The 17749-nt window shown below is 42.5% G+C and carries 15 protein-coding genes and 1 pseudogene; 12 read left to right on the plus strand and 4 right to left on the minus strand.

Annotated features, from left to right (window positions below; translation table 11 throughout):
- Positions 1–307: 307 nt before the first annotated feature.
- The 5 genes and pseudogenes from LPH68_RS13585 to LPH68_RS13605 all read left to right on the plus strand — a co-directional run bounded on the left by LPH68_RS13585 (position 308) and on the right by LPH68_RS13605 (position 2274).
- Positions 308–607 carry a nucleotidyltransferase family protein gene (locus tag LPH68_RS13585; protein WP_004315992.1) on the plus strand — a complete coding sequence of 100 codons (300 nt, stop codon included), beginning with the start codon at positions 308–310 and terminating at the stop codon, positions 605–607.
- Entirely contained in the window at positions 600–938 is a 339-nt protein-coding gene (locus LPH68_RS13590; protein WP_004315993.1) for a DUF86 domain-containing protein, read from the plus strand. Before LPH68_RS13585 ends, LPH68_RS13590 begins: the two co-directional genes overlap by 8 nt.
- Before the next feature lie 142 nt (positions 939–1080).
- Positions 1081–1254, plus strand: a pseudogene (locus LPH68_RS13595) (GGGtGRT protein); the annotation flags it as partial.
- Positions 1255–1473: 219 nt separating this feature from the next.
- On the plus strand, positions 1474–1632 hold the full coding sequence (locus LPH68_RS13600) for a hypothetical protein (protein ID WP_008021703.1): 159 nt from the start codon (positions 1474–1476) through the stop codon (positions 1630–1632).
- Between the two features lie 279 nt (positions 1633–1911).
- Positions 1912–2274: a DUF1622 domain-containing protein gene (locus LPH68_RS13605; RefSeq protein WP_004315995.1), complete on the plus strand. Its 363-nt coding sequence runs from the start codon at positions 1912–1914 to the stop codon at positions 2272–2274.
- A 145-nt stretch (positions 2275–2419) separates the two neighbouring features.
- Here the strand turns inward: LPH68_RS13605 and LPH68_RS13610 are convergent, their stop codons facing one another.
- A complete protein-coding gene (locus tag LPH68_RS13610) occupies positions 2420–2821 on the minus strand; it encodes an FKBP-type peptidyl-prolyl cis-trans isomerase (protein ID WP_008021699.1) in 402 nt (133 codons plus the stop codon).
- Positions 2822–2920: 99 nt separating this feature from the next.
- On the opposite strand from LPH68_RS13610, the gene LPH68_RS13615 reads away from it, so the two are divergent.
- The 7 genes from LPH68_RS13615 to LPH68_RS13645 all read left to right on the plus strand — a co-directional run bounded on the left by LPH68_RS13615 (position 2921) and on the right by LPH68_RS13645 (position 15815).
- On the plus strand, positions 2921–8551 hold the full coding sequence (locus LPH68_RS13615) for an alpha-2-macroglobulin (RefSeq protein WP_151923422.1): 5631 nt from the start codon (positions 2921–2923) through the stop codon (positions 8549–8551).
- A 149-nt stretch (positions 8552–8700) separates the two neighbouring features.
- Positions 8701–11145, plus strand: a complete 2445-nt coding sequence (gene pbpC, locus LPH68_RS13620) for a penicillin-binding protein 1C (RefSeq protein WP_192923096.1) — start codon at positions 8701–8703, stop codon at positions 11143–11145.
- A 26-nt stretch (positions 11146–11171) separates the two neighbouring features.
- Complete coding sequence (locus LPH68_RS13625; RefSeq protein ID WP_151923421.1) at positions 11172–12347, plus strand: MFS transporter; 1176 nt, start codon at positions 11172–11174, stop codon at positions 12345–12347.
- Between the two features lie 45 nt (positions 12348–12392).
- On the plus strand, positions 12393–12827 hold the full coding sequence (locus LPH68_RS13630) for a hypothetical protein (RefSeq protein ID WP_008018526.1): 435 nt from the start codon (positions 12393–12395) through the stop codon (positions 12825–12827).
- Positions 12828–12981: 154 nt separating this feature from the next.
- A complete protein-coding gene (locus LPH68_RS13635) occupies positions 12982–14409 on the plus strand; it encodes a Na+/H+ antiporter NhaC family protein (protein ID WP_151923420.1) in 1428 nt (475 codons plus the stop codon).
- Positions 14410–14476: 67 nt separating this feature from the next.
- Positions 14477–15067, plus strand: coding sequence for a DUF4251 domain-containing protein (locus LPH68_RS13640; protein ID WP_151923419.1), 591 nt, complete (start codon positions 14477–14479; stop codon positions 15065–15067).
- An 88-nt stretch (positions 15068–15155) separates the two neighbouring features.
- On the plus strand, positions 15156–15815 hold the full coding sequence (locus LPH68_RS13645) for a response regulator transcription factor (protein WP_008770885.1): 660 nt from the start codon (positions 15156–15158) through the stop codon (positions 15813–15815).
- A 70-nt stretch (positions 15816–15885) separates the two neighbouring features.
- On the opposite strand, the gene LPH68_RS13650 is transcribed toward LPH68_RS13645, so the two are convergent.
- The 3 genes from LPH68_RS13650 to mnmA all read right to left on the minus strand — a co-directional run bounded on the left by LPH68_RS13650 (position 15886) and on the right by mnmA (position 17627).
- On the minus strand, positions 15886–16227 hold the full coding sequence (locus LPH68_RS13650) for a type II toxin-antitoxin system RelE/ParE family toxin (RefSeq protein WP_008643242.1): 342 nt from the start codon (positions 16225–16227) through the stop codon (positions 15886–15888).
- Positions 16217–16471: a hypothetical protein gene (locus LPH68_RS13655; protein ID WP_004316007.1), complete on the minus strand. Its 255-nt coding sequence runs from the start codon at positions 16469–16471 to the stop codon at positions 16217–16219. The genes LPH68_RS13650 and LPH68_RS13655 overlap by 11 nt, the downstream gene beginning before the upstream one ends.
- An 88-nt stretch (positions 16472–16559) precedes the next feature.
- On the minus strand, positions 16560–17627 hold the full coding sequence (gene mnmA, locus LPH68_RS13660) for a tRNA 2-thiouridine(34) synthase MnmA (RefSeq protein WP_151923418.1): 1068 nt from the start codon (positions 17625–17627) through the stop codon (positions 16560–16562).
- Positions 17628–17749 lie beyond the last annotated feature (122 nt).

A 17749-nucleotide genomic window follows, 5' to 3' on the forward strand; every position in this document is an offset into this window, starting at 1 on the left:
TCAAATAATTACCATATAGTAAATCCCTGTAACTGATAAGGTTATGGGGATTTTTTATTTTCAGTATGTTCATAGATTGAACTGCTGATTTACCTCTCTCCTACCTTTCTAATATAGTTTAGTTTTGTATTCCTACCTAATACTGATTTCACTTTACTAAGATGGATATAGATACTACTTTAAACTAAAAAAGAAAGTATTTATTAGTCCAATGCAAAAAAAGTAGAGTATTAATACAACTATCCCTAATGATACCTTGTTAAAGTAAGAGTTATTAATTATCTTTGCATTGAAAGGAGATACACCTATGAAGCTGATTGAAAATAATATCCAAAAGATAATTGACCTATGCAAAAAACATAAGGTACATAAATTATTTGTCTTTGGTTCTGTTCTTACGAGTCGTTTTAATGACAACAGCGATGTTGATTTAATTGTCGATTTTAATAAGGCAGAAGTAAGCGATTACTTTGATAATTTCTTTGATTTCAAATATGCTTTAGAAAATTTGTTTGGTAGAAAAGTAGACTTACTAGAAGAACAGACTATTAAGAATCCATATTTGAAGAAGAATGTGGATGCAACTAAAACTTTAATCTATGGATGAATTAATAAAGAAACACTTGCAAGATATTCTAACTGCCATTGAAGAAGTAGAAAGTTTCTTCGGCAATGCTCCTAAAGTTTATGATGACTTCTATAGTAACCTATGCCTTAGACGAGCCGTTGAAAGAAACATAGAAATTATTGGTGAAGCTATGAATAGAATACTAAAAGTTGATAAAGATATAGCTATAACCAATTCTCGTAAAATAGTAGATGCCAGGAATTATATCATACATGGCTATGATAGTCTATCCGTAGATATACTTTGGAGTATGGTTATTAATCATTTGCCAAAACTAAAAAATGAAGTAACAGCATTACTAAATATATAAGGTTTGTGACTTATTCACGACCATTTATTCAAAGCAGAGAGATTTATAATCTGGAGCGTTCTTTAAAACATTTCAATATTAACCTGTAAAACAATCATTTACGATTAATTTGATTGAATTATAGGGATGCAGTGTCGCTACTTCATACGGTATGACAGATACGATGGGGCGTATGCACTCAGACGCTCAGTTCGCTGGTTCTTCATCTGTTCCTGCTCACGTAGAAATGATGAGATTCCTGGGAATTGGTAACACCCCGATGGTAGGTTGTACAGTAGCTTGTGCTGTTGACAGAGCTCAGGCTTTGGGTAAGTAATTTATTACTTTTATACATAAGGAGAGTCCTCAATACAGCACTCTCCTATTTTTATTTAAAAACAAAAACTTTTGGAATAGCGTTTCCATTCTATATTTATAAAAAGATATTGGCATAAACACCAAAGAATTATTATATAACAATGCTAATTTATCAACTGAACTTTGTTGGATATAAACCTAATAACCATATCTGCATAAGTTCATAATCAATAAAATTATGGAATACATCAACGAATTTCACAAGCAATGGATAGAGCGTACTCGCAAGTCAATAGCATTATGGAGCAAGCAGCCAGCCTCATTAGAAGAAAAAAGGAAGCAACAAGAACGTTTGGACCAACAGAGAGCTATAAGAGAAGGCAAATTGAAGAGTTAATTTCATTTGCCAATTCAGACGATTTATGGATCCCCCCTCTAATTTGAATATAGAATTCTTAAGTAAAGATGGAGAAAATGAGTCTATACAGGAGATGAAGATATAGTTGTAAAGCTGAACAACTTTGAGTACACAGGCGATACTTTATGGAATAGATGGAGATTTGTATTTTATTGATACACAAATTAGATTGAGAACTCAATCCTAACGAAAGATCTATTTAAGAACTAATATACAACTTCGCTTGTTTATATAACAGATACTAAACATTATACAACAATGCTACTCACATTCTTAAATACACTCGCCACTATCATCAGTGTTATCAGTCTACTGATTGTGACCTATGGTGTGCTCGTTGGTTTCGTTGCCTTCCTGCGCAATGAGATAAAACGGTTCAACGGAACTTATACCATTAATAATATCCGGCAGCTTAGAGCAGATTTCGGCAGTTACCTTTTGCTGGGACTGGAATTTCTAATCGCATCCGACATTCTGAAAACTGTAGTTGATCCTACTTTGGATGAGCTGGCAATCTTGGGCGGAGTTGTTGTAGTAAGAACTGTACTTTCTGTGTTTTTGAATAAAGAGATTAAAGAACTGGCAGAAGATAATTCTGCCAAGGACATAAAGGAACTATAAGATAGGTCAGCATTATTAAATGTCTCCAAAGCTGCATATTTTTATTACCGGATATTTCTACTTTTAGCTACCTTTGCAAAAGCAAATCCTTTATGAAGAAGCTAAAAGAAAAATATCCATGCATCTGATCGTATATAGCTCACCTCTATGCAACTCCAAGCAGTTCCACTTCGAATATCAATGTCGAGTAAGCAGGAATAGAATCAAAAGATTTAATACCATATCCCATTGCATAAGGTATATAGATAATCCATTTATCCCCAACATGCATTTTCTGAAGTGCTACCTGCCACCCTTCTATTACATCACTAAGACGTAAGGCATCGGGACAAGTACGTTCATAAGAATTATCAAATACCCGGCCATCAATCAGACTTCCTTTGTAATGCACGGTAACAATACTCCGCGCACCCGGAGAAATCGTACCTTCACCAGTTTCCAAAACTTTGTAATAAATTCCACACGGCAACGCAAAAACACCTTCCTGAAAAGACAGTTTTTTCAGAAATCGTCGATTGGCCTCTTTGTATTCTTTCTTTTTCCCCATAAATAAATTGATTAAGAACTTGCAAAAATAATCAGAATAACAAAGGATTTAGCATAAAAACTGTATATTTGTTTGTTGAACTATAAAAAACTCATCGCTATGGGACTAACAAAGACTACACGTAGCATTAGTGCTACCGGACTACTCCTACTTATCATGATGACTGTGGGCCTATATTCATGCACACGTACTCAAAAAGACATCATTCCTTCTGCCGATTATGCACCGTATGTAAATGCGTATACGGGAGGAGTTATTTCACAGAATTCAACCATACGCATAGAGTTGACCCATGACCAACCCATGGTGGATCTGAACAGTGAGTTAAAAAACAATCCGTTCAGCTTTTCCCCTTCATTAAAAGGAAAAGCATATTGGGTAAGCAACAACACCATTGAGTTTGTGCCGGAAGAAGGAACATTGAAACCGGGAACGCTCTACGAAGGAACTTTCCAACTGGGAGACTTCATCGAAGTGGACAAAAAACTAAAAGAGTTCAACTTCTCATTCCGTGTGCAGGAACGTAACTTCACTTTGCAGTTGGAGTCGTTGCCAATTACAGCTACCCAACCGGATGAAATAAATATTAAAGGAGAAATACGCTTCAGCGATGTAGTGAAAAAAGAGGAAGTGGAAAAGATGCTGACTGCCAGCGATGGCAAGAAGAGTTATCCGGTAGAAGTCACCGCGACAGACAACCTTACCCGGTATCAGTTCAACATCAGACAAATACCCAGAGAAGCTGATGATTACCCATTGACCATTACAGCCAATGGTAACCCAGCCGGCATTGACCGCAAACAAAGCGAAGAAGTGCTGATACCGGCTAAAGATTGCTTCCGTTTTATGTCTGCCGAACGCATTGAACAACCGGAAAACGGAATTGAGATTGTTTTCTCCGCTCCTTTATCCACTACCCAGGATTTAAAAGGACTGATTGAGATTCCGGAAGTCTCTTCATCTATCTTCCAAATTAACGAGAACAGAGTCTTCATCTATTTCGAAGCAAACACGCAGAATAAACTGACATTGAATATCCATGAAGGAGTCAAAGACAGTCAAGGTAAAGCGCTGGGAACTTCACATACGATCTCGTTCAGTGAAGTTAGTCTGAAACCACAAGTAGAAATGTCTACCTCCGCCGCCATCCTGCCCGATTCGAAAAATCTGATTATTCCTTTCAGGGCTGTCAATCTGTATGCCGTGGATTTGAGTGTGATCCGTATCTTCGAGAATAATGTATTGATGTTCATGCAAACCAATTCGCTCGCCTCAGCCAATGAGCTACGCCGCTCAGGAAGGCTGGTTTATAAGAAAACATTGTGGCTTGCCAAAGATGCTTCCAAAGACATTCATCATTGGGGGGATTACTCAATAGATCTTGCCGGGTTGATTCATCAGGAGCCGGGTGCCATATACCGTGTCATACTTTCATTCCGTCAGGAATACTCCGCTTATCCTTGTGGAGGAAACGAGAATCAGAATATGAAATTCGCCGACAGTAACACATCCGATGGGTTGACCAAAGTAAGCGGAAGTGTCTTGTCTGAAGAAGATGAAGCCATCTGGAATACGCCCGAAGCTTACTATTATTACAACGGAGGAACAATGGACTGGAGCGTGTACCGATGGACGGAACGCGACAATCCATGCCATCCATCTTATTATATGAATTCAGACCGAATTGCTGCATGTAATGTGTTTGCTTCCAATCTGGGGATGATTGTAAAACGAAATTCACTGAACAAACTATGGATTGCCGTAAGCAATATTTTGGACACCAAACCGATAGGAAAAGCACAGGTAACAGCATATAATTTCCAATTACAGCCCATAGGAAAGGGAGAAACCAATGGAGACGGGTTCGTTGAAATCACTCCGAAGGGCGTACCTTTCATTATCGTGGCAGAATCGGAAAAGCAAAAGGCGTATGTGCGTGTCGTAGACGGTGAAGAACAGTCCGTCAGCAGATTCGATGTAGGAGGAAAAGATATTCAAAAGGGATTGAAAGGATTCATATATGGCGAAAGAGGAGTATGGCGACCGGGAGACACATTGCACATTTCCTTTATATTGGAGGACCGCGAAAAGAGAATCCCCGACAAGCATCCCGTAGCACTGGAAATATACAATCCGAGAGGACAGTTCTACACCAAAATGATTTCAACGCAAGGAATGAACGGATTTTACACATTCGACGTTCCGACACTGGCTACAGATCCAACCGGGCTCTGGAATGCATATATTAAAGTAGGAGGAACCACCTTCCACAAAGGTCTGCGTATCGAAACCATAAAGCCCAACCGCTTGAAAATAAACCTGGCATTGCCGAAGACTCTTCAAGCTACGGACAAGGATGTCTACGCCCCACTCACTTCAACCTGGCTGACAGGAGCCACTGCCTCCAAATTGAAAGCTAAAATAGAAATGTCTTTATCTAAAGTGAATACACAGTTTAAGAATTACGGACAATATATCTTCAATAATCCGGCCACGAATTTCACAACTATCAAAACTGATGTATTCGACGGTACACTGGATGCAGAAGGAAAAGCCAGTGTCACACTGAAAGTTCCGACCGCAACCGAAGCACCGGGTATGTTGAATGCAACTTTCACCACCCGTGTATTCGAACCGGGAGGAGATGCCAGCATCTACACCCAAACAATCCCATTCTCGCCATTTACATCTTACATCGGTATCAACTTGAACCAGCCGAAAGGCAAATATATTGAAACGGACAAAGACCACGTATTCGACATCGTGACTGTAAACACGCAGGGACAGTTAGTGAACCGTACTAATCTGGAATACAAAATATACCGCATCGGCTGGAGCTGGTGGTGGGAGAACAGCGGTGAATCTTTTGGCACTTACATCAACAACAGTTCCATCACGCCTGTTGCCAGCGGCAATTTACAGACAAGAGGCGGGAAAGCATCCTTCAAGTTCCGCGTCGATTATCCGTCGTGGGGACGATATTTGGTTTACGTAAAAGACAAAGAGAGCGGACATGCCACTGGAGGAACCGTTTATATAGACTGGCCGGAATGGCGCGGACGTTCGAGCAAAACAGATCCCAGCGGTATCAAGATGCTTGCTTTCTCTCTGAACAAAGATTCGTATGAAATTGGAGAAACAGCCACAGCCATTATTCCTGCAGCAGCGGGAGGACGTGCACTGGTATCTATCGAAAACGGTTCGACAGTATTACGTCAGGAATGGATAGAAGTCTCCAACGGAGGAGATACGAAATATACATTCAAGATTACGCCGGAGATGACTCCGAACGTATATTTGCATATCAGTCTGTTACAGCCTCACGCACAAACAGTCAATGACCTGCCTATCCGTATGTACGGTGTTGTTCCAGTATTTGTCACTAACAGTCAGACAGTATTGCAACCGCAGATACAGATGCCGGAAGTGTTACGCCCGGAAACCAACTTCAACGTGACCGTCAGCGAAAAGAGCGGTAAACCGATGACTTATACATTGGCGATTGTAGACGACGGTTTATTGGATCTTACCAACTTCAAGACCCCGGACCCATGGAATGATTTCTATTCACGCGAAGCGCTTGGCATCCGGACATGGGATATGTATGATAATGTATTGGGAGCTTCTGCCGGAAGCTACAGTTCGCTTTTCAGCACAGGTGGAGACGCCACACTGAAACCTGCCGATGCTAAAGCAAACCGTTTTAAACCGGTAGTCAAGTTTATAGGTCCTTTCTATCTGGGAAAAGGAAAGAGCCAGACGCATACATTGAAACTTCCGATGTACGTAGGTTCGGTACGTGCCATGGTGGTTGCCGGACAGGACGGTGCTTATGGCAATGCGGAAAAGACTGCCTTCGTACGAACTCCATTGATGATGTTGTCTACTTTGCCCCGTGTGCTTAGTATTCAGGAAGAAATTACCGTTCCGGTCAATATCTTTGCGATGGAGAATCAAGTGAAGAATGTGACCGTATCACTTCAGGCATCCGGTGGAGGAGTACAGATTGTAGGAGCTAACCAACAATCGCTCAAATTTACCCAACCGGGAGACCAACTTGTCTTCTTTACCTTAAAAACAGGCAGCAAAACCGGAAAGGCTACGATCCACCTGACAGCAAATGGCGGTGGACAACAAACCAAAGAAACCATTGAAATAGACGTACGCAATCCGAATCCGGTAGTAACCCTGCGCAACAGTCAATGGATAGAAGCCGGACAAAGCAAAGAATTGTCATACAACCTAAGCAGTTCTTCCGCAAATAATCAGATCAAGCTGGAAGTATCCCGCATACCTTCGGTAGATATCAGCCGTCGGTTCGACTTCTTATACAATTATCAGCACCATTGCACGGAGCAGTTGACTTCCAAGGCTCTGCCTCTTCTGTTTGTCGCTCAATTCAAGACGATAGATAAGACGGAAGCCGAAAAGATAAAGACGAATGTACAGGAAGCTATCCGGCAGATTTATGGTCGTCAGCTCCCCAACGGCGGATTTGTATATTGGCCGGGGAATGCTGTTGCCGACGAATGGATCAGTTCTTATGCAGGAATGTTCCTGACGCTGGCGCAAGAAAAAGGATATGCCGTTCATGCGAACGTACTGAACAAGTGGAAGCGCTTCCAACGTGCAGCCGCACAAAACTGGCGTATGCCGCAGGAAGCAAGCGGTTGGCAGCAATGGCAGTCGGAATTGCAACAAGCCTTCCGTTTATATACCCTTGCATTGGCAGGAGTACCGGAATATGGAGCCATGAACCGAATGAAAGAACAGACCGGATTATCTATTCAGGCCAAATGGAGGCTGGCAGCCGCATACGCACTGACCGGAAAGATGAAACCGGCTGAAGAACTTGTGTATAATGTGGAAACAACGGTGAACCCCTACTCTTCCATGAATCAGATTTACGGTTCTTCCGATCGTGATGAAGCTATGATTTTGGAAACACTCATCCTGATGAACCGGGAACGGGATGCTTTGCAACAAGCGAAAGTCGTTTCTAAGAATCTGTCACAAGAGGATTGGTTCAGTACACAATCTACCGCTTTTGCTCTGATGGCAATGGGACGTCTGGCAGAAAAGTTATCAGGCACACTGGATTTTGTATGGTCATGGAACGATAAACAGCAACCGGCTGTAAAATCAGCCAAAGCTGTGTTTGAAAAAGAGATCGCTACCACTCCAAAATCCGGCACTGTTTCTGTGAAGAATCAAGGAAAGGGAGCGCTTAGCGTAGACCTTATCACACGTACGCAGTTATTAAACGATACGTTACCAGCTATCAGCGATAACCTCCGCATGGATATAAGATATGCTAACCTGAACGGTACACCGCTCTCTGTCAATGACATCATACAGGGAACTGACTTTATGGCTATCACCTCAATATCCAATATCAGCGGTACTTCCGATTACACTAATCTGGCACTGACGCATATCATACCGTCCGGTTGGGAAATATACAATGAAAGAATGGTTGCTCCCGAAACGGAAAACGCAGCAGCCGACGGCTCCGGTCAATCAGTCAGCAAGTACAGCTATCAGGATATACGTGATGACAGGGTGTTGACCTATTTCAATCTGCGCCGCGGTGAGACAAAGGTATTCACTGTCAGGTTACAAGCGACCTATGCTGGTAACTTTATTCTCCCTGCCGTTCAATGTGAAGCGATGTATGATGTAAACGTACAGGCACGAAGCAAAGCAGGAAGAACCATTGTCAGTCGATAATACTTGGCACGGATTACACGGATTTCACGGTTCTACTCGTTCACTTAAACCGCGTAATCCGTGTAATCCGTGCCTAATTATTTCGTACCTTATTATTTCTTACTTAATTATTTGTCACAAAGATATGTCTCTTAGCTTTTAATATTTAAATGAATCCTATAAAATTCTTCAAACGATTATCTGTCACTAAGAAAGTAATGACTATAAGCATTACTCTTTTGATAATAGGATACATCTTTTGCCTTCCCCGGCAACTGTTTCATGTACCCTACTCTACCGTTGTGACTGATCGAAATGAAGAATTATTGGGAGCACGTATCGCATCGGACGGTCAATGGCGGTTTTCTCCCCGAAAAACAACACCCGAAAAAATCAAGCAATGCCTCATTACCTTTGAAGACAAACACTTTTATCACCACTGGGGAGTTAATCCGTTAGCTACCGGAAGGGCACTCTATCAAAATTTAAAGAACAAACGTGTCGTAAGCGGAGGAAGTACTCTTACCATGCAAACCATTCGTCTCGCCCGGAACAAGCCCAGAACTCTCGGAGAGAAAGTCGTTGAAATGATATGGGCTACCCGTCTGGAATTTCGGGCTTCTAAAGAGGAAATCTTATCCATGTATGTCTCTCATGCGCCATTCGGAGGAAATGTTGTAGGATTGGATGCTGCTGCCTGGCGTTACTTCGGTCATTCTGCCGAAGATTTATCATGGGCGGAATCGGCCATGCTGGCTGTCCTCCCCAATGCCCCTGCCATGATCCATCTATCCAAAGGACGAAAGACACTGCTTTCCAAACGCAACCGTCTATTAAAGCAACTTTTTGAAGAAGAGATTATCGATACGTCTACCTACGAATTAGCTGTCAGCGAACCGTTACCCGACGAGCCGCATCCGCTTCCTCAAATAGCTCCCCACCTAGTCAGTCGTTTCTATCAGGAAAGAAACGGGCTATATACCCGTTCAACTATTGACAGAGGGATACAAACCCACATAGAGAGTTTGGCAGAACGGTGGAGCAACGAGTTTAATCGAAGTGATATCCGCAACCTGGCAATTCTGGTTATCGACATTCCCACCAATCAAGTAGTAGCATACTGCGGAAATGTACATTTCGACCGTAAACAAGGAGGAAACCAGGTAGATGTGATCCAAGCTCCCAGAAGTACAGGCAGTATTTTAAAGCCCTTTCTCTACAATGCCATGCTACAGGAAGGAAGTTTATTGCCGAAAATGCTGTTACCGGATGTACCGGTTAATATCAACGGATTTACTCCTCAAAACTTCAGTATGCAGTTTGAAGGAGCTGTTCCCGCTTCCGAAGCCCTTGCCCGTTCGTTGAATATCCCGGCTGTAACCATGTTACAAAGATATGGAGTACCCAAGTTTCACCATTTGTTGCAACAGATGGGATTCAAGACTATCAATCGAGCAGCCTCTCATTATGGTTTGTCACTGATTTTAGGAGGTGCAGAAGCAACATTATGGGATGTAACGAATGCCTATGCGCAAATGGGACGAAGCCTTTCCAGCAATAGCCCCTCCCCGACCGTATCTCAAGGAAAGGAAGCACAGATACTACTGGAAACAGAAAATACAGAACCAATAAACAATGATACGAAGCAAACAAGCCGTAATCATAAAAGCAATCATAACAAGCAGAAAAAACGAGAACAAAGTAACTCCAGTCCTATCTCCATAGAAGAGAATTCGGAAGAAACCACTTCGGCTAAAGCAGGAGCAGCCTGGCTCACCCTCTCCGCCTTAACAGAAGTCAACCGTCCCGAAGAGATTGATTGGAAATCAATTCCATCCATGCAAACTATCGCATGGAAAACCGGAACCAGCTACGGATTCCGTGATGCGTGGGCAGTGGGTGTGACTCCGCGCTATGCAGTAGGCGTATGGGTAGGCAATGCAACCGGAGAAGGAAAGCCCGGATTGGTTGGTGCACAAACTGCCGGTCCCGTATTATTCGACATATTCAGTTATCTCCCTTCTTCATCCTGGTTCGAACGTCCCACAGACGTTTTCGTTGATGCGGAAATATGCCGCCAGTCCGGTCATCTGAAAGGACGTTTCTGTGAAGAAACTGATACCGTATTGATTCTTCCTGCCGGATTACGGACAGAGGCTTGTCCTTACCATCATCTCGTCACCCTATCTGCCGATGAAAGCCACCGCATCTATGAAAACTGTGCAAATACCGAACCTACCATTCAGAAATCATGGTTTGCCCTGCCACCCGTATGGGAGTGGTACTATAAACAGCACCATCCGGAATACAAACCACTGCCACCTTTCAAAGCCGGCTGTGGAGAAGATTCTTTCCAATCCATGCAGTTCATCTACCCTCCGATGAACGCCCATATCAAGTTGCCCAAACAATTGGACGGCAGTAAAGGGTTTCTCACGGTCGAACTGGCACACAGTAACCCCAATGCGACTATCTTCTGGCATCTTGACGACACCTATCAGACACAAACGCAGGATTTCCACAAAATTTCCCTGCAACCCGCTCCCGGCAAACATTCCCTGACGACAGTAGACGGAGAAGGCAACACAGTTTCCACTACTTTCTTCATCGAATAAACATCTTATTTTATTATCTTTGCCGCATGAAACAGCCATTAAAAGAAAACGGAGGACTACCGGCATCCATCCTCTGGACACTTGCTATTGTGGCAGGTGTCTCGGTAGCCAACATCTATTATATCCAACCTCTATTAAATATGATACGCCATGAACTTGGCATATCAGAGTTCAGAACTAACCTGATTGCCATGGTCACGCAAATAGGCTATGCAGCAGGACTGTTGTTCATCACCCCCTTAGGCGACTTATATCAACGAAAGAAAATCATCCTTGTCAATTTCACCGTCCTAATCTTCTCCCTCTTGACGATTGCCTTGACACGCAATTTCCATCTGATACTCATCGCTTCATTCCTCACGGGAGTCTGTTCCATGATTCCACAAATATTCATTCCCATAGCCGCGCAGTTTTCCCGTCCGGAACATAAAGGCAGAAACGTAGGAATTGTCTTATCAGGACTATTGACCGGTATTCTGGCTTCACGTGTCGTCAGCGGATTTATCGGTGAACTGATTGGCTGGCGGGAAATGTATCACATTGCTGCAGGCATGATGTTTATCTGCGCGATTGTTGTATTAAAAGTCCTTCCCGATATTCAGACCAACTTCCAGGGAAAATATAGCGACCTGATGAAATCTCTGTTAGCCTTAGTGAAAGAATATCCGCAACTACGCATTTATTCGATTCGGGCAGCACTGAATTTCGGTTCTCTCCTTGCCATGTGGTCCTGTCTGGCTTTTAAAATGGGACAAGCTCCGTTCTTCGCCAACAGCGATGTAATCGGTATGCTGGGACTTTGCGGAGTAGCCGGTGCATTGACTGCTTCTTTTGTAGGAAGATACGTAAAACGGGTAGGTGTACGCCGCTTCAACTTTATCGGCTGCGGTTTGATTCTCTTTGCCTGGTTGTTGTTCTTCGTCGGTGAAAACACCTTTGTCGGTATCATCGCCGGTATCATCATCATTGACATAGGAATGCAGTGCATCCAGCTAAGTAACCAGACAAGTATCTTCGAACTGAATCCGCGTGCTTCGAACCGTATTAATACAGTTTTCATGACTACTTACTTTATCGGTGGTTCTATGGGAACATTTCTGGCAGGCAGCTTTTGGCAACTGTATGGCTGGCACGGAGTTATCAGTATCGGAGTCATTTTAACCGGGATTTCTTTATTAATTACGATTTTCTACAAGAAATGAGTCAACAAAACGAACGGTCAAACCGTTTATTACAATAAAACGCCAATGAAATACGGAGTTAACAGACAAATCTTACTTATCACAGCCGGTGCCGTCTGGATTATAGCCGGTGCCAATATTCTGCGAATAGGAATTGTGACCTGGTTAAACACTTCCCAAGATTGGATGTTCAAAATAGGAGAAGCCACCGTGGTTTTCTTATTATTCTTCGTATTGGTTTTCAGAAGGCTCTACTATAAACATACCCAGCGAATCGAGCAAAAGAAAGAACGCCGGAATTGTCCGTTCTCCTTTTTCGATGTGAAAAGCTGGATTACAATGATATTCATGATTTCCCTGGGAATCACCATCCGTAGCTTCCACCTCCTGCCCGAAACGTTCATTTCTGTTTTCTATACCGGATTATCCATCGCCCTCATCCTGACAGGAGTGCTTTTCATCCGTTACTGGTGGATCAGGCGCAAGACTTTTGCCAGTTGAGCCGTCTCCTATATATTCCAATCAAATATAAACATCTAATAATTTTTATTACCAGATGTTTTGAAGCAAAAGATTTCATTCTTTTTTGTTGTATCTTTGCGCGGCTATCAACAAACAGTAGCCGGAAAATAAATAAAAGGTTATAAGAATCAAGATGAAGAAAGCTCCCTCTCCCCTCGTATCGTTGATACCGATTGTTGTACTGGTGTTATTATTGTTTGCCACTATCCGTACCTTTGGCAGTGATGCCCTAAGCGGCGGAAGTCAAGTGTCATTGCTTACCACTACAGCCATTTGTATCCTGATCGGTATGGTGTTTTATAAGATTCCCTGGAAAGATTACGAGCTCGCCATCACCAACAATATTGCCGGAGTGGCAACAGCCATCATCATTCTGTTGATAATCGGTGCGTTGAGTGGCATTTGGATGATTAGCGGAGTAGTGCCGACTTTAATCTATTACGGGATGCAAATTATCCATCCCAGTTTCTTCCTGGCATCGACCTGCATCATCTGCGCGTTGATTTCTGTAATGACCGGAAGTTCGTGGACCACTATTGCCACTATCGGTATTGCATTGATGGGTATCGGAAAGGCGCAAGGCTTTGAAGATGGATGGATTGCCGGAGCTATCATTTCGGGGGCATACTTCGGGGATAAAATATCTCCTTTATCCGAAACCACTATCCTGGCGTCTTCCATCACAGACACTCCCCTGTTCCGTCACATTCGTTATATGATGATTACTACGGTACCGTCTCTTATCATCACGCTGATTATTTTCACAGTGGCAGGACTTTCCCATGATGCCAGCAATACACAACATATTGCGGAGGTGGCAACCGCTTTGAATGAAAAGTTCCATATCACTCCGTGGTTGTTAATAGTCCCTGTTGTAACCGGAATACTGATAGCACGGAAAGTACCCTCTATCGTTACGCTGTTCCTATCCACTCTGCTGGCTGGTGTCTTTGCTTTGATATTTCAGCCGGAGTTGTTGCAAGAGATTTCCGGAGTTGCCGTTTCCGGATTCGATTCTTTGTTCAAAGGACTGATGATGACCGTCTATGGAGCGACAAATTTACATACAGACAATGCCGTTCTGACAGATTTAATCGCTACACGTGGGATGGCGGGAATGATGAATACGATTTGGCTGATTCTGTGTGCCATGTGTTTTGGCGGGGCAATGACAGCAAGCGGTATGCTGGGAAGTATCACTTCCATCTTCGTCCGCTTCATGAAGAAAACAGTCGGCGTGGTTGGAGCGACAGTCTGCTCCGGCCTGTTTCTTAATCTGACAACTGCCGACCAATACATCAGTATCATTCTGACGGGAAATATGTTTCGCGATATTTATGCCAAGAAAGGGTATGAAAGTTGCTTACTAAGCCGTACGACGGAAGATGCAGTAACCGTTACATCCGTATTGATTCCATGGAATAGTTGCGGAATGACACAAGCTACTATCTTGAGTGTACCCACACTTGTGTATCTACCTTATTGTTTTTTCAACATTATCAGCCCCTTAATGAGTATCACTGTGGCAGCCATCGGATATAAAATTGCAAGACGTTCGTGAACAATCTGGCATACACTTTGTTTTTGCAATAAACGAACAACGTATTAAACCTAAACAAAAAAAAGTTATGAAAAAGTTTATTGCATTAGTAGCATTAGTATTAGTAAGTGCAAGCACAATGATGTATGCACAAGAAAGTAACGCAGCAGCACGCCGCGCAGAAAGAAAAGCTCAAAGAGATGCAGAAAGAGCAAAACTCCGTGCCGAAGAAGAGGTGCAGGACATGGCAGCCTATCAACAAGCTGTACAGGCTTTGAAGAACAAGCAATTTGTATTGGAAGCTAATCAGGTTGTCTTCCGCAACGGTATGAGTGCTTTTGTTACTTCAAACACAAACTTCGTCTTGATGAACGGCAACAGAGCTACCGTACAGACTGCTTTCAACACTCCTTACCCAGGTCCTAACGGAATCGGTGGTGTTACAGTAGATGGTAATTCTTCGGATATGAAGATGAATATCGACAAAAAAGGAAATGTGAACTGCTCATTCAGCGTTCAGGGTATCGGCATCTCCGCTCAAGTATTTATCAATATGAGCAGCGGAAACAATGCTGCTTCGGTTAGCATCAGCCCGAACTTCAGCAACAATAACCTGACATTGAACGGAAATATCGTTCCGCTTGACCAGTCAAATATCTTCAAAGGACGTTCCTGGTAATCCGGATACAAGAATCTTATCATAACTCCGCTACAAATCGCGCAAAATGCGTACATTTGTAGCGGAGTTTTTTTATTCATCGTTGCTTATGAGAGAATTTATCATCGCAGACAATCAGGATATCAGTAAGGCAGGAATGATGTTCCTGCTAAGTAAACAAAAGGAAGTGTCCCTCCTTTTAGAAGCTGATAACAAGGCTGAACTGATTCAGCAGCTACGATTGCATCCGCAAGCGGTGATTGTATTGGATTATACACTGTTCAATTTTGCCGGGGCGGATGAATTGATTGTCTTGCAGGAAAGATTCAAGGAAGCCGACTGGATTCTATTCTCTGACGAACTTAGCCTGAACTTTCTCCGCCAGGTACTGTTCAGCAGTATGGCTTTCGGGGTAGTGATGAAAGATAATTCAAAAGAAGAAATCATGACTGCCATTCAATGTGCCACCCGCAAACAACGGTATATTTGCAATCATGTCAGCAATCTGTTGCTTTCGGGCGCTTCTTCTCCGCTGGCTGCCTCAAGCGTAGACGATCATCTATTGACACAAACGGAGAAGAATATCCTAAAAGAAATTGCATTGGGAAAAACGACGAAAGAGATTGCAGCAGAGAAAAATCTTAGTTTCCATACGATAAACAGTCATCGTAAGAATATCTTTCGCAAATTGGGAGTAAATAATGTACATGAAGCTACTAAATATGCGATGAGGGCTGGGATTGTGGATTTAGCGGAATACTATATCTGAGATGCCGCCTTATAAGAATTACCCTACACATCCTATTAGCACAAACTAGTGAACAGTGCCTTTCTCTATTCTATTTCAATCCATTCTGTTTCAGAAGTTGTTCTATTTCCTTTTCTGATATAGACGCTCTATCTGCTTTATCATAAATATAAAGAAGATTCAAAACTGCATCTTGTTGAGAAACGACTAAAGTAAATGTTATAACCCTTGCTCCTCCACTTTTACCTTTTCCTTTTGAAGTTATTTTCATACGAACTTTGCGCAGTCCATGTCCCAAGTCCGTTCCTAGCAGAGGATTCTGTTCTAAATCATCAATCAATGAAACAAAATCCTCCTTAAAAGAGGAATAGTGTTTCGCCAACCTTTTAGCCTCCCGCTGAAATGTCGGCTTAACTATAATTTCATAATTCATTAATGAACTCTCTTGCAGTCTTTACCTCCAACTTACCTTCCATTGAAAGTTTTACCTCTTTCAGTCCGGCGTCAATCCCTGCTAGAACTTCTTCTTTCGTGATTTCTTCCTCTTCTTTTTCAGCTTCCATTTTTTTCAGTCGTTTCAAATAGTTCTTCACTCGATTGAGCATCTCTTTGTCATTCAAACTCAGGAGTTCCTCCACCAAGTCCATTTTCAGACTTTTCAATTCCATCGTTGTCATAAGCAATCCTCCTTTATTTATATTCTACGAAACAAAAGTAGTGAAAAATCTCCTGATAATCCAATCTTCACCAATCAAAATAAACTATTTAACAGATGATTTCACCGCTCCCCACACAAACTTTTGCTTCTTCATCATAAATCACCCCAAACTGTCCCGGAGCAATGCCTTGCAACTTTTCGGACGACAAGATGTGAAACTGCCTCTCCCCTTCCTGTATCAGTTTTCCTTTTGTAAATTCGGGAGTGTGGCGAATCTTGAAAGTAATGTCTATCTCCTTCTCCTGACCTTTCCAAGGATTATCAGTAATGAAATGGAAATCATGCATCCGGAATTCATTACCGTATTGTGTCTCTACACCGTAGCCACGAGATACGTAGATAGTATTTTCCTCAATATCCTTCTTGACTACAAACCAGGGACCTCCACTCAATCCGAGCCCTTTCCGCTGACCAATTGTGTGGAACCAATAGCCGCGATGTGTACCCACTTTCTTTCCGGTTTCCAGTTCAACAATTGCCCCTTCCTTTTCTCCTAAAAAACGACGAACGAAATCATTGTAGTTTATCTTTCCAAGAAAACAAATCCCCTGACTGTCTTTCCTTTTGGCACTAGGCAATCCGGCACGGTTTGCAATCTCACGTACCTCCTGCTTCATCAACCCTCCAATGGGAAACATGAGTTTGGAAACTTGCAGGTAATCAATCTGGGCGAGAAAGTCTGTCTGATCTTTCACGGGATCTTTTGCCGTGCCCAGCCATGTTTTACCATCACGTTGTAAGGTGGTGGCATAGTGACCGGTTGCTGTAAAGTCGAAATCTTTCCCGACACGCTGTTCAAAGCAGCCGAATTTGATAAGCTTATTACACATCACGTCCGGATTCGGTGTCAATCCCTGCCGAATTTTATCAATGGCATACGCCGCCACATTCTCCCAATACTCCTGATGCAGGTCCACCACTTCCAAAGACAGACCGTATTTACGTGCCGTTGCAGTAGATAATTCAATATCCTCCTCTGCCGAACAGTCCATATATTCCGCTCCGTCCATACCTATCTTAATGTAAAAAAGAGTAGGCTTATATCCTTGCTCACAAAGGAGATGTACGACAACCGAACTGTCGACACCTCCTGATAATAATGCAGCTATCTCCATGAATAAAAATCCGTCTATTAATAACTTTCTATATTTTAGCTAATAATGCGAATCAGTAGTTGAAATCACTAGCTGATTCAGTTAGTTAAATTGTTATTATTCAATTAATTATCTCATTTATT

This window comes from Bacteroides sp. 1_1_30 (assembly GCF_020982715.1).
GTDB classification, from domain to species: domain Bacteria; phylum Bacteroidota; class Bacteroidia; order Bacteroidales; family Bacteroidaceae; genus Bacteroides; species Bacteroides xylanisolvens.

What these genes read in the sequence shown, in the direction of transcription:
- LPH68_RS13585 (WP_004315992.1), top strand. Translation starts at nt 308, where the DNA reads ATGAAGCTGATTGAAAATAATATCCAAAAGATAATTGACCTATGCAAA.
- LPH68_RS13590 (WP_004315993.1), top strand. Translation starts at nt 600, where the DNA reads ATGGATGAATTAATAAAGAAACACTTGCAAGATATTCTAACTGCCATT.
- LPH68_RS13600 (WP_008021703.1), top strand. Translation starts at nt 1,474, where the DNA reads ATGGAATACATCAACGAATTTCACAAGCAATGGATAGAGCGTACTCGC.
- LPH68_RS13605 (WP_004315995.1), top strand. Translation starts at nt 1,912, where the DNA reads ATGCTACTCACATTCTTAAATACACTCGCCACTATCATCAGTGTTATC.
- LPH68_RS13610 (WP_008021699.1), bottom strand. Translation starts at nt 2,821, where the DNA reads ATGGGGAAAAAGAAAGAATACAAAGAGGCCAATCGACGATTTCTGAAA.
- LPH68_RS13615 (WP_151923422.1), top strand. Translation starts at nt 2,921, where the DNA reads ATGGGACTAACAAAGACTACACGTAGCATTAGTGCTACCGGACTACTC.
- pbpC (WP_192923096.1), top strand. Translation starts at nt 8,701, where the DNA reads ATGAATCCTATAAAATTCTTCAAACGATTATCTGTCACTAAGAAAGTA.
- LPH68_RS13625 (WP_151923421.1), top strand. Translation starts at nt 11,172, where the DNA reads ATGAAACAGCCATTAAAAGAAAACGGAGGACTACCGGCATCCATCCTC.
- LPH68_RS13630 (WP_008018526.1), top strand. Translation starts at nt 12,393, where the DNA reads ATGAAATACGGAGTTAACAGACAAATCTTACTTATCACAGCCGGTGCC.
- LPH68_RS13635 (WP_151923420.1), top strand. Translation starts at nt 12,982, where the DNA reads ATGAAGAAAGCTCCCTCTCCCCTCGTATCGTTGATACCGATTGTTGTA.
- LPH68_RS13640 (WP_151923419.1), top strand. Translation starts at nt 14,477, where the DNA reads ATGAAAAAGTTTATTGCATTAGTAGCATTAGTATTAGTAAGTGCAAGC.
- LPH68_RS13645 (WP_008770885.1), top strand. Translation starts at nt 15,156, where the DNA reads ATGAGAGAATTTATCATCGCAGACAATCAGGATATCAGTAAGGCAGGA.
- LPH68_RS13650 (WP_008643242.1), bottom strand. Translation starts at nt 16,227, where the DNA reads ATGAATTATGAAATTATAGTTAAGCCGACATTTCAGCGGGAGGCTAAA.
- LPH68_RS13655 (WP_004316007.1), bottom strand. Translation starts at nt 16,471, where the DNA reads ATGACAACGATGGAATTGAAAAGTCTGAAAATGGACTTGGTGGAGGAA.
- mnmA (WP_151923418.1), bottom strand. Translation starts at nt 17,627, where the DNA reads ATGGAGATAGCTGCATTATTATCAGGAGGTGTCGACAGTTCGGTTGTC.